Genomic DNA, 23,800 nt, shown 5'->3' on the forward strand with positions numbered 1-23,800 from the left:
AATAATGAAAGGTGCGTGCTTGAAATGAGACTGGAAAATAAAGTAGCCATTATTACAGGTGGAGGTACAGGAATCGGGAAAGAAACGGCACTATTATTTGCTAAAGAAGGAGCAAAAGTAGTTATTACTGATATAAATGAACAATCTGGTAACGACACTATCCGCGATATCCAAGCAATTGGCGGTGAAGCATTATTTGTACATCATGATGTTAGCAATGAGGAAGACTGGAAAAAGGTCGCAGATGAAACAATCAAAACATTTAACAAAGTAGATATTCTTTTCAATAATGCAGGTATCTATATCATTAAACCACTTGCAGAAATCGAGCTTTCTGATTGGAATCGCTTAATGTCCATCAATGTGACTGGTGTCTTCCTAGGTATGAAATATATTATGCCACTTATGGCTAAACATAATAAGGGCTCAGTTATTAATGCCTCTTCCATCGCTGGCTTAACAGGCGCTGCTGGACACGTATTATACGGAGCAAGTAAAGGTGCCGTTCGCATTATGACAAAAGATGCTGCAATGGAATATGCTCCATATGGCGTACGCGTCAATTCGATCCATCCTGGCTATATTGATACAGGTATGGCAGACTATGCATCAGCAACAACTGGAAGCACTAAAGATGAATTAGGAAAAAATTTATTCCCATTAGGACGTTTAGGCTCTGTTAAAGAAGTAGCGCAAACCGTATTATTTTTAGCTTCTGATGAATCTTCGTTCTCAACAGGTGCAGAATTCGTCATTGATGGCGGAGCAACAGCAAAATAACAATAAAGGTGGTCATTGAAATGAAACTAAAAGATAAAGTAGCAATCGTTACAGGTGGGGCCAGTGGTATCGGTGAAGCCACAGTTCGTCTCTTTGTACAAGAAGGCGCTAAAGTAGTTATCGCCGATTTTTCAGATCGTGGACAAATTGTTTCTGACGAATTAAATAACAATGGTTTTGATACACTCTTCGTAAAAACAGATGTAACTAGCGAAGAAGATATTCAAAACATGATTAAGGAAACCGTTACTAACTACGGTAAACTTGATATTATGTATGCCAATGCAGGCGTAGCTGACGATGCACCAGCACATGAGCTTTCTTTCGAAAAATGGAAAAGAACGATTGATATTAATTTATCAGGTGTATTTCTTTCTGATAAATATGCCATCGAACAGTTTCTTACACAGGGAACTGGTGGTGTCATTGTCAACGCTGGCTCTATTCATAGCTTTGTCGCCTTGCCAAACCCTACAGCCTACTCCTCTGCAAAGGGTGGCGTAAAATTATTAACGCAAAATCTATGTACAGCTTACGCTAAACAAGGCATTCGCGTAAATGCAGTATGTCCTGGCTATATCGACACTCCTCTACTAGCTGAAGTCGATGCGCAAAAGAAAGAATATTTAGCGTCCCTTCATCCACAAGGTCGCCTTGGTAAACCAGAAGAAATTGCAAAAGCTGTTCTCTTCTTAGCAAGCGACGACGCAAGCTTTGTCAATGGTACAACGCTTCTTGTTGATGGCGGGTATACTGCTCATTAATTTTAGTAAGATCTGATTTCAATGTTTTCTAGAAATCAGATTTTTTTTATTTACTATAAGATATCGCACTCTTATATTCCTACTCGCACAATATTTGTTATTCTAATACATAGCTATACTTTACATTGAAGAGGTGTTCCTATGTATCAATCACATCAATCTTGGTTTGCGCAATGGCAAGCTACACACCGTATTACGAATGGATGGATAAAAGGTAGGACTGTCCATGTTATGACAAATAATGCACTCATTTTAATTACAGATGGGCAAGCTTCATGGAGTATAAATGGTCGGGTACAACATGTACACCTAGGCAATTTATTAGCCGTTGAGAAAAATTCTGTTGTCGAGATACTGGACAATAGCAATTATGCATTAGCCGGATGGATCATTTATTTTGACATATATGACCTCACTACTCATACCCTTAGTGAACGGCAACCTATTCTTGAAAATGAATCCCAAATGACCAAAATTCCTGAGGTAGTATTGGCTACGATTAGCCGTGATTTAATGGAGCCTATAGATCATACTTCAAACACTTCCATCATTATGAATCAATATATTTTATACACCTTACTAAAACATGTATATCAGCCGCAAAATAACGAAAAACTCACGGTCGAAAATAAATTACAACTATCAATTGAATATATACATAACCATTACAATGAATTGATTACAAGAGAACAATTAGCTAATAGTATCGGTATTAGCCCATGGCACTTTTCTCGAAAATTTAAGGAGCAATATGGCTTATCTTTATCAGAATATCTAGCAACTTATCGCATTTATCGTGCACAGGAGGCTTTACTCACTACTTCAGCACGCTCACAGGACATTGCTAAAAATGTCGGCTTTGAAGATGCCCATTACTTTAGTAGACGATTTAAAGCAATAGTTGGCGTCTCTCCAAAAAATTATATAAAATCAATTGCTCAGCAGCGGATATATTTTTTATCTCCCCTGTATGCTGAGATTGCACTGGCACTAAACATTATCCCTCATAGTGTAGTGACTACTGCTTCCCTAGTGCCCAGTTATCAACGGGCATTATTTAACTCCCATCAAATTCATACTATGGATATGGGGCATTACATCATTGATATTGACCAAATTCAACGCCAACAGCCTACATTAATTATTGGCAATATACTAGATGATCAAATTAAAAATGAATTACGTGAAATTGCTCCTGTTATTAGTGGATTACCAAATGAAATGACGAGCTTAATCAACTATTTCGGGACACTATTTCACTGTGAGGAGCAAGCAGCTTCATTAATTAACGAATCTCTTACTAACGTTAAAAAGTATAAACAGGACTTAGCAAATGTTCTACGAAGAAAACCTACGCTAGTATATTTAAGGGTTGAGCATTTTGGTTATCGATATATCGGTGAAAGATCATGCGAGATTGCTCGGCTACTCTATAACGAACTCGATCTTTCTATGCCTCCAAATTTACAAGGGAAAGAATATAGCTTTAATGACTTGTCACTAGAAGATTTATTACAGGCCAACCCTATTTTTTTATTGCTAGAAAAACGAATAATGGATTATTTCAGCTCTGAGGAAAATATGAAAAACTTACTAAATAGTGATCAATGGAACATGTTAGATGCTGTTAAAAACAATCGTATTCTTTTCGTTGATACGTCACTTGGACTAAACAACTGTGGTATTTTTGGAAAACCTATTATTCTACAAAATCTCTATCAATTTTTTAAAGAACAACACTAAAGTCCAATTGAATAAACACAATCCTCTATGGTTTCTCTTTCTCTAATTTGCTAACATTTGAAAATGATAATCATTATCAAAAAAGGAGATTAGAGAAATGTTTAAAAAATATTATGCTTTCTTACCATTGCTAATGATGGTTTTCGCTTTGGCTGCATGTAATAGTGAGCCAACGGAAGACAATCAAAACACACAGTCATCAGAAGAAACAGCGGCTACTACCAAAACCGTTAAAGGACTTTTCGGCGATGTTACGATCCCGACAAATCCTAAAAATATGTTGGTGTTTAACTCTAATTATGCAGAGTTTTTACTATCTATTGACATTGTGCCCCAAAAAGTTTTAGTGGTAGATGAAATAGAGCCTGACTATCGTCCAAAGCTTTTTAAAGAAAATAATGTAGAAATGATTAATACCCCTCAATATGAAGAAAATTTAGAGCAAATACTTTCATTGGCTCCTGATTTAATTGTCGTGCAAGGGAATGTGATCGATGCTAAAAAATATGAAGAGCTAAGTAAAATAGCCCCTACCCTTGCCGTGGATGCCAATGGTTCTATAGAAGAAGCACTTCCTGCATTAGGTAAAGTTTTTGAGAAAGAAAAAGAAGCTGAAGCAACCCTGACTGCTTACAATAACAAAGTGACAGAAGCTAAAGTAAAACTACAACAAGCCATTGGCGATAAAACAGTCATGGTATTAAGGGTTGAACCAAAACAGTATCGCTTCATGGGCGCTAAAGCAGAGGGACCAGGTAGTGGTTTAATCTATCGTCAGCTAGGATTAAAAATTCCAGAACAATTAGCAGATTCAGAAGATTGGTTAACACCGTTATCTCTTGAAATCTTACCAGAAATTAAACCAGACTATATTTTCGTTGAAAAGAGAGTGTTAGAAAATTATAGCAGTGATGAATCGATGAAGAGTTTAGAAGATAGTCCGCTATGGCAATCCATGGAGGCTGTACAGAATGGTCGCGTGTTCCCATTAGATACAAAGGATTATGCAGTTGGACTAGGTCCTATTGGCACAGAACTACTAATCGACTATATTGTTGAAAAGTTGGTGCCCTAATGTCAATAAATGAACAAGACATTTATGACGTAACAATTATTGGTGGTGGACCAGCTGGCATGTATTCCGCATTTTATAGTGGGATGCGCGAAATGAGAACAAAAATTATTGAGATTAAGCATGAGCTCGGTGGTTTTATGAGAACGTATCCAGAAAAGCTAATTTGGGATGTAGGTGGTGTTGAGCCTGTTCGCTGTGAAGAAATAATAAATGCACTTATTACTCAAGCGAAAACATTTGATCCAACCATCGTTTATGGGCAAGAAATTGTTGGCATGGAACAGCGGGAAGATAAAATTTTTGAGTTAATTGCTAAAACAGGAGAACGTCATTTTAGCAGAACGGTCATTTTAGCAGCAGGTCGTGGTATTACCAAAATTCAAAAGTTAAATATAGAAGGAGCAGATCGTTACGAATTAACTAATTTACACTATACAGTTACGGATAAATCTAAGTTTGCCAATAAACGTGTTTTAATTTCAGGTGGTGGTGACTCTGCTGTGGAATGGGCGATTGCCATTGCACCAATTGCTAAGGAAGTCATTGTTGTTCATCGTCGAGAAGATTTCAAAGCGTTTGAATCATCTGTTTCGCAAATGAAGCAAGTTGCCACATCACTAGTCCCCTATGTTGTGACTAGTTTGCATGGCAACAACACCAAAATAGAACGGGTTACTGTCCAACATGTTACATCTGGTGAGAGCACACAATTTGAAGTCGATGAAATAATTGTTAATCACGGCTTTGAACGATCCTTCTACGGTCCTATTATGGAATGGGGCTTTGAATGTGAAGAATATGGTATATCTGTTTCGCCTAAAATGCACACAAGTATTCCAGGCATATTTGGTGCTGGTGATTTTATTACTCACCCTAGTAAGGTTCGCCTGATAGCTGGTGCGTTTAATGATGCCATTCTAGCCGTTAATAGCGCGAAGCTATATTTAGATCCTACCGGAGTCGATATGGCTGGTGTATCCTCTCACAATGACCGCTTCGCTGAAAAAAATGAAAAAATTATACAACGCTATATGTCTAATTAAATAGAAACATCTTGCATAACTGCACTTCAAATGATTAGAGTCAATCTAATCATTTGAATGCAGTTTACTTTTTTTCGTATGTTTTTAAGAAAATTTTCACTTCTACGATACAAGCATCTATTTGAGAATCATTATCATTAATTGTATTATCGTAATATAACCTATTGAAAGAAGTGAACCATCAATTGAAAAACCTTACTTTAGCAGATTGGGACTCGGCAAAATTAACCATTTTACATATATCTAAAAATCCACAGTTAATGCCTGTCATTACTTGTAACTGTATTTTCGGTTTTATTGCTCAAGGGTCTGGCGAATGGGACTTACATCATACTCCCCTTTTACACCATAAAAACATCTTTTTGATTGTTCATGACCCTATAAACATACATGTCACGCAGGAACCATCTTCAGAATGTCTATGGATCTATTGTAATGTTTCTTTTGATAACATAGTATCTGAGCCCTTAGAGCCTCTCATTTTTTATGATGCACCGAAGCATTGGCTAACTTTAATAGATAACATAAACACACAATGGGAAATGCACACTGACGCCAGTAAATATAAGACAAAATTATACTTAGCAGAATTAATCTATGAAATGTATACACTAGATTCAAATAGATTGCATGAGGAACAGTTAACCTCTCAAACATTAGATTATATAAATAAGCATTTTCATGAAAATTTATCGCGTCATACAATTGCAGAAAAAATGAATTACAGTGTATCTTATCTCTCTAAACAATTTAAATATCAAACTGGTTATGGTCTAATTGATTATTTATTACATACTCGTATCAAACATGCAAAGCGGCTTTTAGTTGAAACACATCATTCAATCCAAGAAGTTTCGAAGCAAATTGGTTACGAAGATTCTTCTTACTTTACTCGCCTATTTAAAAAACATACTGGGTTAACGCCTGGGCAATATAAAAGATTATATTTACCCAATTCTCTAGTGTTGAATAATCCTAATTTTGAGCTAAAATCCTCCGATGTATTCAATCGAGGACCTTTATATAATGATAATTGTTATCAATATGAAGGAGGCTTTTTACCAATGAAATTCAATTGGAACCATACTATAGTAGCTTCATTTGTTTTATGTGCTGCTTTATTATTAACAGCTTGTACAAACAACGACACTACCAAAGAATCAGAGGAAACAATGGTTTATCACTCCATCAATGGTGATATTACGTATAAAAAAAATCCGCAACGTATTGTTACTGATTTTTATTTAGGTTACTTACTTGCTTTAGATGTCAAACCAGTTGGTTCGAATGAAGCGCAGCTAAAAAACCCCTATATTCCTGAAAAAGATAAAAAAGAAATTGAGGTGATCGGAGACTCTATAGAAAAAGTACTTTCATTAGAACCTGATCTAATTATTACAGGTAATAAAGAAATGTATGAGCAGCTTTCTAAAATTGCACCTACCATCTATATTGAATACGAAGAAAATATACCTAAACTCATTAAAGAATTTGGTATTATTTTAAATCGAGAAAATCTTGCCCAGGAGTGGCAAAAAAACTATCAACAACAAGTTCAAACCGCTCGCCAAAAAATTGCTCGTATTATTAAGCCTGAAGAAACAATAACTGTTATGGATATACTGGATGGTAAAGGAACCATCACTATTTATGGCGATGGTTATACAGGGTATCCTGTTTATACAGGATTAGGCTTACAAATGGCGCCAGCTGTAAAAGCAGAAACTACTATAAAAACCCCATGGGTACAAATTTCTTCAGAAAAAATTTCAGACTTTGTAGGGGACCGTGTTATCGTTGCAAGAGCGGCCGACACGCCTAAAGTCGACTTTACAACGGCTCCTGTATGGAAAAGTTTAGATGTTGTTAAAAATAATGAAGTGTACGAAATAGATAATTTCAAATTTTGGTTTACAGACCCCATTTCTGTTATTGGTCAAATGAACGATCTAACTGACTTATTTATCGAGCGTGCCAATGATAAGAAAACAAAATAAGACGAACTTTTTATAGTTTCCATGGTTTATATTACCATTTCCCGAGTGTGGCAAAGCTCTCTCTTATAGACTTTGTCACATTTTTCTTAACAATCTACTTTACTCTATATCATCATTCGAACTTGATTGAAAAGTTTTAGAAAATGACTAGTAAACTCCTCCCAAATAAAAATAGCAGTGGCTCTGATATGACGGCACTTCCCTACCACATTATGCTATACTATTTCTATTATCGAAATATTGGAAAGAGGGATGCTAGATGACAAATTTACAGCAATTAGATGCTTATTTTACAGAACATCGTGAGGCACATTTAAATGAACTGAATGAATTTTTACGAATTCCAAGTATCAGTTCTCTATCTGAGCATAAAGAAGATATTCAACAGGCAGCACAATGGCTAGCTAATGCGTTTGAAAAACTAAATCTTGAAAATATCTCTATTACACAAACAGCTGGGCACCCTGTTGTCTATGCAGATTGGTTACATGCTGAAGGGAAACCAACTATTTTATTTTATGGTCATTATGATGTACAACCTGTTGATCCATTAAATTTATGGGATAGCGAGCCGTTCAATCCTACGATTCGTGACAATAAATTATTTGCCCGTGGAGCGAGTGATGATAAAGGACAAGTGTTTATGCATTTAAAAATGATTGAGGCACTCTTTGCAACAACAGGGACTTTACCAGTCAATGTCAAATTCATTTATGAAGGCGAAGAAGAAATCGGCAGTCCGCATCTACCTGCTTATGTTGAAGAACATAAGGAAAAACTCGCAGCAGATTTAATTTTAATTTCTGATACGGGTCTTTATGGTCCTGGTAAGCCTGCGGTATGCTATGGATTACGTGGCTTAACAGGCATTCAAATTGATGTTCGTGGAGCTAAAGGAGATCTACACTCTGGTCTTTATGGTGGCGGCGTCCAAAATGCTATCCATGCATTGGCTGAAATTTTAGCATCCTTCCGTGATGAGCATGGAACGATTCAAGTTGAAGGCTTCTATGATAAAGTATTGCCACTATCAGAAGAAGAACGTGAAGCTTATTTAGCACTTGGCTTTGATGAGGAATCAGTTAAACAGGAAGTTGGCGTAAAAGAATTATTCGGTGAACAAGGTTTTTCTTATTTAGAACGCACTTGGGCTCGTCCAACACTAGAGGTTAACGGTGTATTTGGTGGCTTCTCTGGTGAAGGCATCAAAACGGTTCTACCTGCGGAAGCTGGTGCTAAAATCACATGCCGTCTTGTTCCAAATCAAGAGCCTGACGAAATTGTAGCACTATTAAAAGCCCATGTTGAAAAACATAAACCTACTGGTGTGGAAATCAATGTTTCTGAATTTGATAAAGGGCGTCCATTCTTAACACCTTTCGATCATCCATTTATCCAAGCAGCTGGACGTTCCTATGAAAAAGTGTATAATGTACCAACTGCATACACACGTGGCGGAGGATCTATCCCTATTGTAGCTGCCTTTGATGAAATTTTAGATTTACCTGTGGTGTTAATGGGCTTCGGCTTATCAAGTGAAAACTTCCACGCACCGAACGAACACTTCCATTTAGAAAACTTCGATAAAGGCTTACGTGTGTTAAGTGATTACTTATACGAGGTTTCTGATTTACAAAAATAAATATCGTCCCATTAAAAAATCCCCTCACTTTTAAAGTGAAGGGATTTTTTTCGGTTATTCACCAAAAATCGTCACTATTTCAGCTGATTGTTTACGTTCCTTGCCTTTCGGTACTTCATCAAAATAACCCATTTGTAGCATGGCAATGACACGCTCACCTGGCTGAACCTTTAAAGCTTCACGGAATTTCGGATTATCTAAGAAGCCTGGCGTTTTCCAGCAAGAACCAATGCCTCTATCCCACGCAAGCAGTTGTATATTTTGAATAAACGTACTTGCAGCTGCATAATCTTCTAAACGTTCTTTTTGACGAGCATCCTCTGGTACGATTACAAAAGCATAGCCACCTGGTAATGTAAATTTCATCATTTGCTTCGCTAAATCTTCACTTGAAAGCTCCTGCCATTTTGGAATTGTCAGGTCGCGTAATAGCTGGTGTAGGTCTGCTAATTCCTTTCCACAGGCTACTACTAAACGCCAAGGCTCACGGTTACCGTGATTTGGTGCCCAGACAGCATCATCGATAATAGCCATCAAATCCTCACGATCTACAGGCTGACCATTAAACTTTTTAATGGAACGACGTTGAATAATTGCATCTCTAACCGATAAAATTTGTTCGCTCATATTTCTATTCTCCTTCTACCATAAGACAACATATTAGAGTTGGTCTCTTCTATCTTTCACATTATCACAAAATGATATGCTTTAAAACTATCTCTTCTTAAGCAAAGCTGTCATCTATATGATAGAAAAAGTAAGTCATACTCGGTGTATAGGCAGTGGAATCCTCGTAAAAATAAGGTCGATTAATACTATCCGAAGTATGGGCATTGACATAGGGAATACCATTTTGAATACTTGTGACAATAACGGAGTGATCAATTCTCCCATTTCCTTGAAAATCATAAAAAATGACATCCCCAAGCTCTAGCTCCTCTGCCGATTGAACACGCCTACCCTTCAATCCAGTTGTAGATCCCTCTAAATACCACCTTAATGAATGAGCCACAGACCAGCTAAAGCTCCAATTCCCTTGTTGAATCCACCAACCTTTATCTCTACTCGGTGCGCCACGCATTGGTGCGCCACCCGCAAGTAAGCATTGAGATATATAGTTTGTGCAATCTACATCAAAGTTTGGAAAAGCTGGGTTGCGTCTGTTCCACCATAAATTAGCATATTGAACTGCAGCCTGCCTGTTATACATTTTTGCCATACATCCCCTCCTCATGCCATCATATGTCTATTCATGACTTTCTATTAGTTAGGTCCTTACTCATATTCTTATTGAAATCAATTATATTCAGCACGTTCCTTTCCATTTTCAAGAACATTTTTGCTACAATAAAGAGTAATACAATGCAGATTTTATTTTATGACTGGAAGGGATGTTAATTGTGAAGCAGCATGCTGAGAAAGAAATTTTACAGCCTACTCTTTTATGCGATAAAAAAGGTAATTTAAATCCAGCAGCCATCGGATTTGCACGTAAGCCCCTTATTAACAGCAATTTAAGCGGCCATCTCATGCGCAAAAAGAAATGGAACTATTGGTGTATCTATGGTGACGAAATCTTGTTTTCTGCTACGATTAGTCATTTAGATTATGCTGCTGTCTGCTTTGTTTATTTCCTTGAATATGAAACACAGCGCTATTTCGAAAAAACGATTACCATTCCCTTCGGTGGTAAATTAAAAATGCCGACACAGGTTTTAGAATCCGTCTCATTTAAAAATAGCGAAATGATGATTGATCTATTATATATACAAAATGAAACGCATCTATCGGTGTCCATACCAGACTTTGATGGTGATGTTTTACGTGCAAAGCTTATCGTCCAACATCCCCCAACTGATGAAACCTTAAATGTTGTCATCCCTTGGAATCGCAAAACATTTCAATTTACAGGCAAGCATCATATACTCCCAACTTCAGGTGTTGTCACAATTGGTACTCGCCGTTATAATTTTTCGGCCGAAGAGAATTTTGCAGTGTTAGATTATGGACGAGGTGTATGGCCACGCCAAGCATTATGGAATTGGGGAATGGCCTCTCAGCGAGTTCGAGGAAGACGGATTGGACTGAACTTAGGAGGTAAATGGACAGATGGTACTGGCATGACTGAAAATGCTGTTTTTGTTGATGGTAAAATGACCAAAATACATGAGGATCTTTTGTTTCAATATGATTCTGGAGACTATATGCAACGTTGGAAAGTAAAAACGAAATTTTCTAATCAGGTTTCATTAACCTTCTCCCCTTTTTTTGAACGTGTTGCTCAAACTAATGCCAAATTAGTTAAATCGGAGGTACATCAACTATTTGGCTATTACGACGGCTCCATTTTACTCGACAATGGTGAAACACTTGTTATTCAACAAATGCTCGGATGTATTGAAGAACATCGTGCGAAATGGTAGAACGTATCTTCTAGAAGACGTCGCTTTCCGTGGGTATTACAAAAATGCTACTTATTCCACGGAAGCTTTTTGTCTCCTAGCCCCTTCCTTGCTTTAACTAAGGGCCTGTAATATTTTCTCTGGGTCATCAGTAAATATCGCCTGTATACCTAGTTGCTGTAAATAGCGAGCATCACGTTGATCATTAACAGTATATACACGGACAGTTGCTCCTTCAGCGAGAGCTAGTTTAACTGATTTACGAAATGACGTTGGTAAACTTACATGTAACGCTTTAGCTGGAATAAGAGCAATGTACGAAGTAAAATCTACTAACACTTCTGCAAACAGCGCCGCACTTTCTATATAAGGTGCTATTTTTGATACTGTTTGCAATGATTCATGATTAAAAGATGAAATGATTACTCTTTCAGTCATTTGCTGTGCAGCCACTTCTTTGAGTACGAGCGCTTCAATCCCTTCATATGAGATAATATCTGTTTTCAGTTCAATATTAATACGATGGTTGGTACCTGCAAAAAGCTCTAACACTTCCCCTAACGTAGGGATTGTTTCATCTCCGAACTCTGGAGAAAACCACGAACCAAAGTCAAATGTACGCAATTGCTGTAATGTAAAATCTTTTACATAGCCTGAACCATTGGAGGTACGATTAATGGTTTCATCATGAATGACCACTACCTCTTTATCTGCGGTTAAATGAACATCCAGCTCTATCCCTGCTATAGGAAGCTTTGATGCTGCTTGAAAGGCTGCCATCGTGTTTTCTGGATAGTTTATCGAAACACCTCTATGTGCAAAAATGTCCAAAATCATTAACCTCCTCTATTATCATTTAAAGAAAAACTTTCCAACCCCAATGTAATAGTAGCATAATTAACTATTTAGCTTTCACTTGATGGTAAATATTATATATAGTAGTATGATAATCTACTTTGAAATTGTAAGTACCTAGGAGGTGCTAAAAATGACTGTACAACATCCGGATTTTCAGGCTGAGGTAGAGCGGTTAACCTATACCCAAAGTTATATGCAACAAATATTAGACGAATCACAACGAGATCTACAATCCGCTCAAGAAAATATCCGTAAATCCATGGCTGACCTTGATTACTTAGATTCGAGTTTAAGTTATTTAAATATCTTAACAAACGCCAGATTCTTTGAAATGGCTCGTAATCAAAAAGAAGGTCTAGAAGCCGTTCGGAAAAAGCCCTATTTTGCCCGAATCCATTTCCAAAAGACAGGTGATCCTGAAGAATTCCTTTATATTGGGAAAACCTCACTATTTCATCGTGAAACCCATGAACCCATTATTGTTGACTGGCGCTCACCCGTAGCCAATGTTTATTATGATGGACGTCTTGGTGATATGGAGTACGATGTCCGTGGAGAAGTTCATAAAGGACATCTCTTTGCTAAAAGACAATATAAGATCGAGAACGGCGAATTACTCGATATACGGGATATTGATCTAACAACAAACGATGAACTCCTACAAGAAGCATTGGCTGGGAAAGCAGATGTTCGTTTAACTGAAATTGTCTCGACAATCCAAAAGGAACAAAATGAAATTATTCGAGCACATCTTCGTCAACCAATTATTGTACAAGGTGCAGCAGGTAGTGGAAAAACAACTATCGCTCTCCACCGAATATCTTATTTCCTCTACACAATGGGCGAGCATTTTAATCCTGAACAGCTCATGATTTTAGCACCGAATAAGCTATTTATTGATTATATAGGTGATGTTTTACCAGAGCTTGGTGTCGATAAAATATGCCAAACTACTTTTACAGACTACGTTCTTGCTGCCACTAAATTAAAATTAAAGCTTCAAAATCCAAATGAGCAATTAGAATTGCTCGTTGCTGGTGGAAATCATCAGCCTACTGCGTGGATCGCTGAAGTGAAAGGTTCACTTTATTATCGTGATGTCATTGAGCGCTATATCCAGAAGCTGGAGCAAGAAATCGCGCAACAATTCGAAGATGTTTATATTGAAAAATACTGTATTATGCGAGCTGCTCATCTAAAGAAACTGTTTTTATATGAGTTTTCTTATATGCCAATAGAAAAACGCCTTGCACATATAAAAAAGGTGTTAGCTAGCCATGTCCGCCAAAAAAAACAGGCTGTCTTAGCTACACTCCATAAAAAATATGATGAAGCATTGGGTAAAGCCTTAAATGGTATACGGGATGATGAAAAGCGTCGACGTGTTGTCACAAAATTTATCGATGAACGCGACGAACGAATTCCAGCAATAGAAAAAGAAACGAAAACAACTGCAACTGCCTATATGCGTCGCTTTCCTAAACATAACATTAAAACACTTTATCGCACCCTTCTTACCGACGCCAAACTTTTAACAGAGCTAGCTCCTGAATGGCATTATCTTGAACAACAGCAATTTTTGCAGGCACATCGTAAAGAACAATGGGCACTCGAAGATTTAGCCGCACTATACTATTTACAAGCACGTCTAAAAGGCATCCCAGATGAATGGAAAATGCGTGTTGTCTTTATCGATGAAGTACAAGATTATAGTTTGTTTCAGCTTGCTGCTTTAAAAACAGGTCTTGATACAGACATGTTTACAATGGTTGGCGATTTAGCTCAAGGAATTCATAGCTATCGCTCATTAACTGCCTGGGAACCTGTCCAAAGTTTATTTCCTCGTGCAAGCTTCCGAACATTGCAAAAAAGCTATCGAACAACCATTGAAATTATGGAAGTCGCTAATCAAATTTTAGCGCAAATGAATGAGCAGCTACCGCTGGTTGAGCCAGTTGTTCGTCACGGTAATGTGCCAAGTTTTATTCAAGCAGATCAATTTGATGCCTTAAAAATTAAAGAGTTTTTTGAAGCTATTCGTCAAAATGGTCATCGGTCTATCGCTTTAATTTGCAAAACTACTGCTGAAGCCATTTCGATGCAACATACATTGAAAGACAACAAAATTGCCTCACAGCTGCTAACAGAAAATGAATCGATTAATCAGGAAATGTTGCTTGTTGTACCAAGTCATCTTGCTAAAGGGCTTGAGTTTGATGCCGTCATTGTAGCTGCCTTTGAAACACCCTTTTACGATACAATAATTGATCGGAAACTACTGTATGTAGCTCTCACACGAGCAATGCATGAACTCTATTTAATTGGCCCATCCAAAAATACATTTTTATTAGAAAATTAAAAAGTCGCTAGAAGGCGACTTTTTCATTCATCATCAGTTTCTTGGCGGCAATCGATAAAACTTCCCTTTCGATAAATAAGCTTTAACTACTTTCCACCATGATCTAGGGGCTTCCTTTGGAGGAGACTTCTTTTTTGGCAATGCTGGCATGCGCATGATCACGACTCCTTTCTTAAAGCTTATTAATACTATATGAAGATAGTAGGTAATTATGATAAAAAACGAGCGAGGAGTTGATGTTAAATACCACTCCTCGCCCTTTTTCCTACTGTTTTACATAATAATCGATTTGCTGTGCCTTCATAAAACCTGCCTTTTCATAGACAGATAATGCTTTTTTATTGTCAATTTCTACATCGAGCATAACAAATTTCGCACCAACTTTGCTCGCATAATCCTTTGAAAAAGAAAGCAATGCCGTTCCAACACCTTGTCCCTCACAATTTGGATGAACAGCAAGTGCTGTTACCCATTGGATTTCATTTTCCTGAGCAGTCGTCACAGTTCCAACAACAAGGCCATCTCGATAAGCAACCCAAAGCTTTCGTCCATTTGTAGATGTATTAAAGGCAATGAGTTCCTCTGATTCTTCGGGTAAATCACCAAAAGCTTCACTATAGATGGCAATCAATTCCCCCTGCTCACCAGCATAAGGTTGAATACTAATATCCGTTTGTAATTCTACTGGTTCTGCTTTTGTTTCTAATGTTGCTTCCGAAAAGCTGTAGGCATAACCTTTATTTTCAATAAATGCATGTCCATAAGGAGAGCCATCAATTACTACAGCTAATTGCCCCTCCGCTCCTCTATCTGCTAAGCCAGCTTGTATACCCTCAACTAATGCAGCTCCAATACCCTTCTGTCGATATGCAGGTGTTACTACTAATGACCATTCATATGTATGAAGTCCCATCAAATCAATGGCACTAGCTGCACCTACTAACAAATCCTGTTCATCCTCATATGCTAGTACCATAAAGCCCTTTGACTCAAAAGAGCTAGCCATTGGTACACTCATAATGGTTTCATATACTCGATAATCATGAATGGTTGCTTCTTCACATAATAGTTTTACTTCTTTCAATGTTTCTCCATCTAATGGAAAAGACACTGTCATCACTGAAATATTCATCTTTTACTCCGTTCCTGTGTCAGACTATTGCCCTATTGTAGCAAGAATAAAAATAAACTGGCAACAAAATATATAAATACCCACTATTAATCAGAATTTTACTTCAAAAAACAGAATAATAAAAGGATTTATACTATAAAAATTCATGAAAATGACTGAAATTTACTAGAAATTATAGATATAAAATATTATGCTAATTTCTCAAAATGAGAGATAATTAATCTTTTTTACACAGTTACTTTTAAACTATACAGAAACTCCTATTAGATATCTTTTTTTATAATATTATACTATTTATTCAAATTAATAACATTTCAATTTAACGAAAAAAGAGTAATTTCACATGAAATTACTCTTTTCATCGTAAACCATCCATAGAATTTTTGTGAAAGGTGAAAATGGATTAACGTAGCAGGCTACTTGCTTCCCTGTGAGCCGCTTCCTCCGCTACTGCTCTTTTTAGCAAAGATTTTTAAATAAAGTGAAGGTGTCCACTACTCTTTATAGAGGGTTGTTGTCACTCATCACTTCTCCACATTGAAAATAAGAGGCTATCCTTTCTCTAATCATACAAAAATAATAGGCTATTTTGTTCACTACGGCTCGTTTGAAAGATAAGGGTAAGGTACTTTTGTACATGATTGCTTGGAGTAAAGCGGCTCATAAGACGCCCCCTGGAAAGGACGCTGGCGGAACGGCAATCAATCCCTTGCCTTTCAAAATGGCTGTTTCTGCCGTTGACATCACCTTTTTCATCTATTCCTCAAGATGATGCGAGGAGGACTGAAGCATTTGCGCATAAAGGCCACCCGATTCAATTAGTTTTTGCTGAGGTCCAGCTTCTACTAACTCACCTTTTTGCATAACTAAAATCATATCGGCATTATGCACAGTATTTAATCGATGGGCAATAACAAAACTAGTGCGACCCTGCATTAACGTATCAAGCGCCTCTTGTATCGCCATTTCCGTCACAGTATCGATACTGCTTGTCGCCTCATCCAAAAGTAAAATTTTCGGATCAGCAATAAGCGCCCTTGCTATAGAGAGTAACTGCTTCTGACCTTGTGATATCTCGCGTCCATCCGCAGCAAGAATCGTATCATAGCCATCTTTGAGCTTCATGATAAAGTCATGGGCATTCGCTTGCTTGGCAGCTTTCTCAATCTCTGCATCACTTGCATCCAGTCGACCATATCGGATATTTTCACGAACAGAAGTCTCAAATAAAAAGGGGTCCTGCAATACAAAAGCCATCTGTGAGCGAAGGGATTGACGATCTATTTGCTGTACATTTATGCCATCAAATAATACCTCACCCTTTGTTACCTCATAAAACCTTGCAATCAGTTGGAGGATTGTTGTTTTCCCAGCTCCAGTCGCACCAACAAGGGCTACCGTTTGTCCAGGTTCTACTTTAAAATTAACATTCTTTAGTGTGTAAGCTTCTTCTTCCAGCTCATATTTAAAATACACATGCTTAAACGCCACATGCCCCAATAACTGATGCTTTTGTGCTGGAACGGTTTCTGCCTCTGGTTGTTCATCAAGCAAGGCAAATACACGCTCTGCACCAGCAATGGCTGATAGTACCGTATTGAACTGGTTTGCTAAATCATTTAAAGGACGTGTAAATTGTCGTGCATATTCAGTGAATATAACAATAACTCCTATCGACACATGCCCATATAACGCAAGCACGCCTCCTATACCTGCAACAATTGTAAAGCTCATATTATTTAAAAAGTTCATGACTTTAGGAATATAGCCCGAGTATGTCTGTGCCCAAAAACCGGTTCTTCTTAATCGCGAGCTTTTTTCTCGAAACTCTGCTTTCATACGCTCTTCTTGTGAGAAAGCTTTGACAATCCGCTGCCCTGAAATTGTTTCCTCTATCATCCCATTCAAAGCGCCAATAGCTACTTGCTGCTCTTTAAATAAGGGTGCTGTACGCCGTGTAATCCAGCGCATAGCCCAAAACATCAGCGGAATAATTGTCATCGTCAGCACTGTCAGCAAAGGGCTTAAACTAAGCATAATAATGACGGTTCCTCCAAGCGTAAGTACACTTGAAAACACTTGGATAAAAGAGCTATTTAAGGTAGAGCTGACAGCTTCAATATCATTCGTCATACGACTCATCAGTTCACCATGTTGGCGACGATCAAAGAATGCAACTGGTAATCGTTGAAAATGAGCAAATATACTTGTTCGTAATCTATAAATAGTCTGCTGAGCAATACCAATCATCCAATAGTTTTGTAGAAAAAGTGAAACAGCTAACAGAATATAAATACCAATTAATACACCAATCCACTTACCTAAACCTGAAAGCTTGCCATGCATAACATAATTATCAATCATTTGACCGATTAAATAAGGACCAACTAAAGCTAAAATTGAACTGAGCATCACTAGTAAAAGAACCACAATGAGGAGTGTGCGTTGTTCGTCGACAATTTTCCATAGTCGAAGCAATGTACTTTTCCAATCTGCTGCACGAGGCCCTTTCTTTTTCTTCACAGCTTGCTTCAGATCATCTTTAGTCAAAATGGGCTCATAGCCAAAAGGTTTTTGGAAAAATCCCATTAATCCTCCACCTCCTGTTGGGAGATTGCAATTTTTTTATAGAGCGTTGAAGTTTGTAAAAGCTCTTCATGTGTACCATATGCAACCACTTTTCCAGCATCGATCAGTAAAATACGGTCTGCACCTTTAGCTGTGCGAATTTTTTGTGTGACAACAAGCATTGTTGCCTTCTCTTCACTTAATGCCTCCCACAAAGACTGTTCAGTTTTAACATCTAAGGCACTTGTACTATCATCAAGCATTAAAATATGCCCCTTTCTCAAAAGAGCTCTAGCAATAGATAGTCTTTGTTTTTGGCCCCCTGATAAATTAACACCTTTTTGTCCAACCTTAGTGTCGTAACCATTTGGGAAATCTTCCACAGATGCATGTATTTGTGCCTGCATTGTAGCCTGTAGTACAGCATCCATTTCAGCCTGAGTATCTCCCCAACGTACATTATCTGCAATACTTCCTGTAAACAATAATGATTGCTGAGGGACATAACCAATGATTTCACGTAGCTCTTGCAATTCCCAGTCCTGAACATCCTGCCCTTCCACAAGAATTCTTCCTTGCGTTACTTCATAAAAACGAGGAATTAGCTGTAACAATGTTGACTTTCCAGCACCGGTTGCCCCCATAATCGCTAATTTTTCTCCTGACCTCACTTGAAAACTCACATCTGACAGGACGGGAGCATCTCCTCCTGGATAGGTAAAACAAACATGTTCAAAGGTTAGATCTCCATATTGCATTGTGCTATCTACTTCTTCTGAGTGGGAAATATCCTCCACCTCATTTTCCATAGATAGTACTTCTGCCATACGTTCTGCGGAGGCCTTTGCACGCGCATAAAAAATAATAATAAACGCAAACATTGAAAACGAGCCGGTCATACGCATGGCATAATTGACAATAGCTACAATATCGCCAAGTGGCGTTGTCCCTGTGGCAATTTGCTTTGTACCAAACCATAAAACGGCAAGCAAGCTCATGTTCATGATGAATAATAGAACAGGCATAATATATTCCATAATGCGTAAAGCCTTTACTGTATCCATTTTTAAGCGTGAAGCAACTTCATCGAAGCGTGTAGCCTCATATGCTCCACGTAAATAGGCCTTCACTAAACGAATTGCCTGTAAATTCTCCTGTAATACCCTATTTAAACGATCTACCCTCTTCTGTACACGTCCAAAATAAGACACACCCTTCGCCACCATAAAAATAAGAAAAATAAAGATGATGGGTGCGCCTATCACTAAAAACAGCGCCAATTTGGCATTTACAACAAAGGCCATTACGATACTTCCTATAACAGCAAGCGGTGCTCGAAGCATAATACGTAAGCTCATAAACAGTACCGTTTGTACCTGTGTGACATCATTCGTTAATCTAGTAATGAGCGATGCTGTGGAAAATTTTTGATAGGTTGCTAGTGTAAAGGATTGAATTTTATCAAACATGGCATTTCGTAAATCATATGAAAAGCTTTGTGCTGTATGAGAGGAGAAATAAGAGTTAATGACTCCCGCTATAAAGGCTACGATTGATAGTGCAAGTAAAACAGCTCCCCATTGCAAAATCATCCCTTGATTTTGGGCTCGTACACCTTCGTCAATTATTTTTGCCATAATGAGTGGCTGTACAAGCTCCACAAATAATTCTAAAAGCATTAAACATAAAGCAAAAATGGCAGTCCATTTATATGGTCTTACATAGGAAAAAACTTCTTTCACATTCTTTCCCCCTTGTCAGAGATAAAATATAAAGCTAGTTAAAAAATCCTAACCCAATAGTATATTTATGCTTTTTCGCCTGCTACCGAAAGCCAGGTTACACAAACAAGCATAACGAAAACACCTATTAATTGCCAAAAACCTAAAGATGTACCGAATACAATGACTGAAATAACCATTGCTGTTAATGGTTCGATACTGGAAAGGATACTCGTCTCCACTGCTGTAATATATTTCATACTACTTAAAAACAGAATAAAGGCTACTGTTCCAAAAAATATTAATGCCACGACTAACATAAGTATCTTAAAATCTGTTAAAACAACCCATTGGTTGGACTGCCACACACGGCTCACTAAGCCTAATGTTAAACCACCTACCAGCATGCCCCAGCCAACTACTAATAGCACACTCCACTCCTTCATTAAGCGTGCAGGATACAGTGTGTAAAATGCAAATGTTAAGCCTACTGCTATACCCCAAAGCAAGGCTTTTGGACTAATAAGCAAACTTTCAAACGAAGCGTTCGTTAGTAATAGAAATAACCCTATAAGGGTACCAATAATCCCTAACACTTGATATTTTGGTGGCCATTTCTTTAAACTAAGAGAGACATATGCCACAACAAAAATGGGCGCTAAAAATTGTAGTAAGGTCGCAAGTACTGCGTTGCTTTCATTTATAGCAGCAACAAAAGCAAATTGTACACCTAGCATCCCTGCAATACCAAAAGTAATGAGCTGTCTACCCCAGAGTTTATGCTGCCAAATACTAAAAATATTTTTTCCTGTTAACAATAAATATGTAAGTAGTAATATACCTGCAACCGATAAACGGACTGTTAACATAAAGGAGACGGTCAATGGTGTATGGTTAAGTAGCCACTCCATCAAAGGGCCAGTTGCTCCCCATAACATAGCACCCGAGACAATAAATAATATTCCTTTTAAACGTTCCATACCAATCCTGCTTCCTATATACGTACTAAAAATTGTTACTTTTCTTCAAATCTTTTCTTACACATCACGAGAAAAGTCCTATTTTTCTTCATTATCAAATATTTACAATTATATTCATAATGACTAATTCCCGATAATTAACTATAATATTAGTATATATTGATTACCCAAGGAGATCGAAAAATCATGAGTCATATGCATAAATCATTTACGATTGATGAACATTATTTAAATTCACTTCCTTTTCCTGCAATTATCATAAATCAAGATGGACAAGCGACTATCTGGGGAAAGAGCGCAGAACATCTGATTGGATTGTCAGCCGATGATATTAAAGGAAATACTACTCCATCTATACTCGAAAATCTACTACGTCAGCTTCCTGTAGAAACATTTCAGTCTATTTTACAAAATGAGGACAGTACGTATTTAGATAAAATTCAAGTATACACAACGTCAAACACAGAAATAACGACAGCCCTGTTAGCGAAGCCTTATACAGAAGAAGGAGAACGTTTTATTCTACTAATCTTTATGCTACCAGAATTAATGACGAATGCTGTTTCACATTGCAGTACATTTGTTAATATCAAGTCAGGTTTAGATGCTACATTCATGACTGTCACACTCGATCACGATGGATTTATCTTAGAATGTAATAATGAATTTTTAAAGACAAGTCAATGGACGCCAAAGCGTGTAATCGGCAAAACATTTTGGCAGTTATTCCCGGATAATGAAGCGAGCGAAAAAGTCACAAATACGATTTGGCGTAATTTAAACAATGGTCATACGTGGCAAGGCGAAGTTGAAAAAATCACAAAAATAGGCCAATCCTATTGGGTATTGCTAACAGCCATTCCTACTTTTAATCTCGAAACAAATGAACAACAATTTATCTTAATTGAAAAAGATATTACTAAATCGAAAACCATTCAACATCAGCTAGAAAAAATAGCTTATATCGATACAGAAACTGGGCTGATGAATGCACATCGACTTGAAAAAGTCATTACCAATATGATTGAAGAGCAAAGACATTTTTCATTTGTTTATCTAAGTATTGATAAATTTTATACTTTAAAAGAATTACATGACCAACAAATCGATCAAAGCCTTATTATTGAATTTACAAATCGAATAAAAATGTATTTCCAAGATAGCACAATGGCTCGTATAAATGAAAATGATTTTGTTGTCATTACCCCTTTAAGTGAGTGGTTTATTCAAGGGTTCTTATCTTACTTACAACAGCACCCTATTTATAGCGGCAATATTGCTGTACCAATTTCTATTAGTGGTGGCATTACAAGATATCCAGAAGACCAAACAACATTCTCTCAACTTATGAAAGCCTCAATTGCTACCATTTCAACAGTGCGTGAGGCTGGTGGGGACAAAGTTGTTTCCCTGTCAACAGCAACACATAAAGCTTTAAATCGTAAAGCTTTAATTGAAAAACGGTTACTTCAAGCACTTGATCAGAAGAATTTAAAGGTACTTTATCAGCCACAAATTGATGTTTATTCTGGTAAAATTACAGCTGTTGAAGCACTTGTAAGATGGGAAGACGAGGTAATTGGCGTTGTTGCGCCTGATGAATTAATTCCGATTGCGGAAGAAACAGGCCTTATTAATAATATCGGTTCCTTTATGCTAGAAAAAGCTTGTGAGCAGGCATTACTTTGGAAAAAGGCGGGTCATGATTTAAAAGTATCTATTAACTCTTCTGTTCGCGAATTCCGCGATAAAAATATGGCAAAATCCATACTTGAAGTGCTCGCAAAAACAGGTTGTCCAGCAAATCTTCTACAAATTGAAATTACTGAAAAATTTGCTTTAGAGGCAGAAGCTGCCACATCTATCGCACAGCAAATGCGCAAGCTTGAAAACGAAGGCATCTCTTTCGTATTAGATGATTTTGGAACTGGCTATGGATCATTTAGATATATGCAGATTTTACCGATTGATACACTAAAAATTGATCAAACGTTTACGAATTCTCTATTAAAATCTGAAAAGAGCCAAAAGCTTATGCATGGTATGGTACAACTTGGTAAATCTATGGAACTGAAAGTTGTAGCCGAGGGTGTCGAAACGGCTGAGCAAGCAGACCTATTAATCACATATGGTTGTGACGCCATTCAAGGCTATTATATTAGTAAGCCAGTTACACCAGATGAAATTGAAGTATTGCTTAGTAAAAAATAATAAGTAATTAAGGAGGCTGCGTTAAGCTAAACGCAGCCTCCTTCTATTTTTTATAGACCTTTTGTAATTTTACTTTACTTGAACGGACTGAACGGAAAATAAGTTGAATAATTACTTCCGCAAAGACTAGACCGATCACAATTGCACCTGTAATTAAAAATGCCTTTAGGCCATACTGTAAGCCTTGTAAGTAATCGTCCTCTACAACATTTCGCATGGCATTATATGCCATCCCTCCTGGCACCAACGGAATAATTCCACCAACGATAAAAATAATCATTGGTATTTTAAAACGTCGCGCATACAAATGGGCAACTATGGCAATGACAAACGAGCCAAAGAAAGAAGCTTTGACGACATCCATTCCTTGCTCTGTTAAAACGTAATAGATAATCCAGCCAATTACTCCAACAAGACCACAATGAAGTAATGTTTTTCTAGGAACATTAAAAAGAATGGCGATCCCAGCTGTCGCAAAAAAACTAACAATTAATTGTATAAGAATGTCCATCATCTGCATATTGT

At 37.4% G+C, this 23,800-nt stretch carries 18 protein-coding genes; 10 read left to right on the forward strand and 8 right to left on the reverse strand.

From position 1 onward, the window contains the following. The first annotated feature begins 24 nt into the window (after nucleotides 1–24). The 7 genes from MHI34_RS04880 (at nucleotide 25) to MHI34_RS04910 (ending at nucleotide 9,044) form a co-directional block, all read left to right on the forward strand. A complete protein-coding gene (locus MHI34_RS04880) occupies nucleotides 25–780 on the forward strand; it encodes a glucose 1-dehydrogenase (RefSeq protein ID WP_036117531.1) in 756 nt (251 codons plus the stop codon). 20 nt (nucleotides 781–800) lie between these two features. After that, complete coding sequence (locus tag MHI34_RS04885; RefSeq protein ID WP_036117533.1) at nucleotides 801–1,544, forward strand: glucose 1-dehydrogenase; 744 nt, start codon at nucleotides 801–803, stop codon at nucleotides 1,542–1,544. Nucleotides 1,545–1,685: 141 nt separating this feature from the next. Beyond that, nucleotides 1,686–3,287 carry a helix-turn-helix domain-containing protein gene (locus MHI34_RS04890; protein WP_342504166.1) on the forward strand — a complete coding sequence of 534 codons (1,602 nt, stop codon included), beginning with the start codon at nucleotides 1,686–1,688 and terminating at the stop codon, nucleotides 3,285–3,287. Between the two features lie 97 nt (nucleotides 3,288–3,384). Next, on the forward strand, nucleotides 3,385–4,362 hold the full coding sequence (locus tag MHI34_RS04895; RefSeq protein ID WP_342504167.1) for an ABC transporter substrate-binding protein: 978 nt from the start codon (nucleotides 3,385–3,387) through the stop codon (nucleotides 4,360–4,362). Next, a complete protein-coding gene (locus MHI34_RS04900) occupies nucleotides 4,362–5,405 on the forward strand; it encodes an NAD(P)/FAD-dependent oxidoreductase (protein WP_170829840.1) in 1,044 nt (347 codons plus the stop codon). The genes MHI34_RS04895 and MHI34_RS04900 overlap by 1 nt, the downstream gene beginning before the upstream one ends. Nucleotides 5,406–5,590: 185 nt before the next feature. Beyond that, entirely contained in the window at nucleotides 5,591–7,402 is a 1,812-nt protein-coding gene (locus MHI34_RS04905; RefSeq protein WP_342504168.1) for an AraC family transcriptional regulator, read from the forward strand. Nucleotides 7,403–7,661: 259 nt separating this feature from the next. Continuing rightward, nucleotides 7,662–9,044, forward strand: a complete 1,383-nt coding sequence (locus tag MHI34_RS04910; protein WP_342504169.1) for a dipeptidase — start codon at nucleotides 7,662–7,664, stop codon at nucleotides 9,042–9,044. Nucleotides 9,045–9,098: 54 nt separating this feature from the next. Here MHI34_RS04910 and MHI34_RS04915 read toward each other — a convergent pair whose 3' ends face one another. Then, the gene (locus MHI34_RS04915; RefSeq protein WP_036117546.1) at nucleotides 9,099–9,671 is read right to left on the reverse strand and encodes a nitroreductase; all 573 of its coding nucleotides are present in this window, start codon (nucleotides 9,669–9,671) and stop codon (nucleotides 9,099–9,101) included. Nucleotides 9,672–9,768: 97 nt separating this feature from the next. Next, nucleotides 9,769–10,263 (reverse strand): amidase domain-containing protein, encoded by a 495-nt coding sequence (locus tag MHI34_RS04920; protein WP_036117549.1) that lies wholly within the window; start codon nucleotides 10,261–10,263, stop codon nucleotides 9,769–9,771. 181 nt (nucleotides 10,264–10,444) lie between these two features. Here MHI34_RS04920 and MHI34_RS04925 point away from each other — a divergent pair, with 181 nt between their 5' ends. After that, nucleotides 10,445–11,467, forward strand: coding sequence for a DUF2804 domain-containing protein (locus MHI34_RS04925; protein WP_036117552.1), 1,023 nt, complete (start codon nucleotides 10,445–10,447; stop codon nucleotides 11,465–11,467). Nucleotides 11,468–11,560: 93 nt separating this feature from the next. On the opposite strand, the gene MHI34_RS04930 is transcribed toward MHI34_RS04925, so the two are convergent. After that, a complete protein-coding gene (locus MHI34_RS04930; protein ID WP_058844765.1) occupies nucleotides 11,561–12,277 on the reverse strand; it encodes a glycerophosphodiester phosphodiesterase in 717 nt (238 codons plus the stop codon). Nucleotides 12,278–12,434: 157 nt separating this feature from the next. Between MHI34_RS04930 and helD the strand changes: the two genes are divergently transcribed. Beyond that, on the forward strand, nucleotides 12,435–14,663 hold the full coding sequence (gene helD / locus MHI34_RS04935) for an RNA polymerase recycling motor HelD (protein ID WP_342504170.1): 2,229 nt from the start codon (nucleotides 12,435–12,437) through the stop codon (nucleotides 14,661–14,663). Nucleotides 14,664–14,928: 265 nt separating this feature from the next. Here helD and MHI34_RS04940 read toward each other — a convergent pair whose 3' ends face one another. The 4 genes from MHI34_RS04940 to MHI34_RS04955 form a co-directional block, all read right to left on the reverse strand. After that, on the reverse strand, nucleotides 14,929–15,795 hold the full coding sequence (locus MHI34_RS04940) for a GNAT family N-acetyltransferase (protein WP_271912235.1): 867 nt from the start codon (nucleotides 15,793–15,795) through the stop codon (nucleotides 14,929–14,931). Between the two features lie 756 nt (nucleotides 15,796–16,551). After that, nucleotides 16,552–18,384, reverse strand: coding sequence for an ABC transporter ATP-binding protein (locus MHI34_RS04945; RefSeq protein ID WP_271912233.1), 1,833 nt, complete (start codon nucleotides 18,382–18,384; stop codon nucleotides 16,552–16,554). Further along, nucleotides 18,384–20,105, reverse strand: coding sequence for an ABC transporter ATP-binding protein (locus tag MHI34_RS04950; RefSeq protein WP_340810254.1), 1,722 nt, complete (start codon nucleotides 20,103–20,105; stop codon nucleotides 18,384–18,386). Before MHI34_RS04950 ends, MHI34_RS04945 begins: the two co-directional genes overlap by 1 nt. A 65-nt stretch (nucleotides 20,106–20,170) precedes the next feature. Further along, a complete protein-coding gene (locus MHI34_RS04955; protein WP_036117705.1) occupies nucleotides 20,171–21,064 on the reverse strand; it encodes an EamA family transporter in 894 nt (297 codons plus the stop codon). Between the two features lie 186 nt (nucleotides 21,065–21,250). Between MHI34_RS04955 and MHI34_RS04960 the strand changes: the two genes are divergently transcribed. Beyond that, on the forward strand, nucleotides 21,251–23,275 hold the full coding sequence (locus tag MHI34_RS04960) for an EAL domain-containing protein (protein ID WP_330493625.1): 2,025 nt from the start codon (nucleotides 21,251–21,253) through the stop codon (nucleotides 23,273–23,275). Between the two features lie 43 nt (nucleotides 23,276–23,318). On the opposite strand, the gene MHI34_RS04965 is transcribed toward MHI34_RS04960, so the two are convergent. Further along, nucleotides 23,319–23,786, reverse strand: a complete 468-nt coding sequence (locus MHI34_RS04965; protein ID WP_170829849.1) for a threonine/serine exporter family protein — start codon at nucleotides 23,784–23,786, stop codon at nucleotides 23,319–23,321. Nucleotides 23,787–23,800: the final 14 nt, after the last annotated feature.

Origin of the sequence: Lysinibacillus sp. FSL L8-0126 (assembly GCF_038630385.1) — a bacterium.
GTDB lineage: Bacteria > Bacillota > Bacilli > Bacillales_A > Planococcaceae > Lysinibacillus > Lysinibacillus fusiformis_D.

Bases quoted from the DNA above. Each gene is read 5' to 3' on its own strand.
- MHI34_RS04890 (WP_342504166.1), top strand. From the start codon at position 1,686: ATGTATCAATCACATCAATCTTGGTTTGCGCAATGGCAAGCTACACAC.
- MHI34_RS04915 (WP_036117546.1), bottom strand. From the start codon at position 9,671: ATGAGCGAACAAATTTTATCGGTTAGAGATGCAATTATTCAACGTCGT.
- MHI34_RS04965 (WP_170829849.1), bottom strand. From the start codon at position 23,786: ATGGACATTCTTATACAATTAATTGTTAGTTTTTTTGCGACAGCTGGG.
- MHI34_RS04900 (WP_170829840.1), top strand. From the start codon at position 4,362: ATGTCAATAAATGAACAAGACATTTATGACGTAACAATTATTGGTGGT.
- MHI34_RS04910 (WP_342504169.1), top strand. From the start codon at position 7,662: ATGACAAATTTACAGCAATTAGATGCTTATTTTACAGAACATCGTGAG.
- helD (WP_342504170.1), top strand. From the start codon at position 12,435: ATGACTGTACAACATCCGGATTTTCAGGCTGAGGTAGAGCGGTTAACC.
- MHI34_RS04880 (WP_036117531.1), top strand. From the start codon at position 25: ATGAGACTGGAAAATAAAGTAGCCATTATTACAGGTGGAGGTACAGGA.
- MHI34_RS04885 (WP_036117533.1), top strand. From the start codon at position 801: ATGAAACTAAAAGATAAAGTAGCAATCGTTACAGGTGGGGCCAGTGGT.
- MHI34_RS04955 (WP_036117705.1), bottom strand. From the start codon at position 21,064: ATGGAACGTTTAAAAGGAATATTATTTATTGTCTCGGGTGCTATGTTA.
- MHI34_RS04945 (WP_271912233.1), bottom strand. From the start codon at position 18,384: ATGGGATTTTTCCAAAAACCTTTTGGCTATGAGCCCATTTTGACTAAA.
- MHI34_RS04895 (WP_342504167.1), top strand. From the start codon at position 3,385: ATGTTTAAAAAATATTATGCTTTCTTACCATTGCTAATGATGGTTTTC.
- MHI34_RS04920 (WP_036117549.1), bottom strand. From the start codon at position 10,263: ATGGCAAAAATGTATAACAGGCAGGCTGCAGTTCAATATGCTAATTTA.
- MHI34_RS04940 (WP_271912235.1), bottom strand. From the start codon at position 15,795: ATGAATATTTCAGTGATGACAGTGTCTTTTCCATTAGATGGAGAAACA.
- MHI34_RS04960 (WP_330493625.1), top strand. From the start codon at position 21,251: ATGAGTCATATGCATAAATCATTTACGATTGATGAACATTATTTAAAT.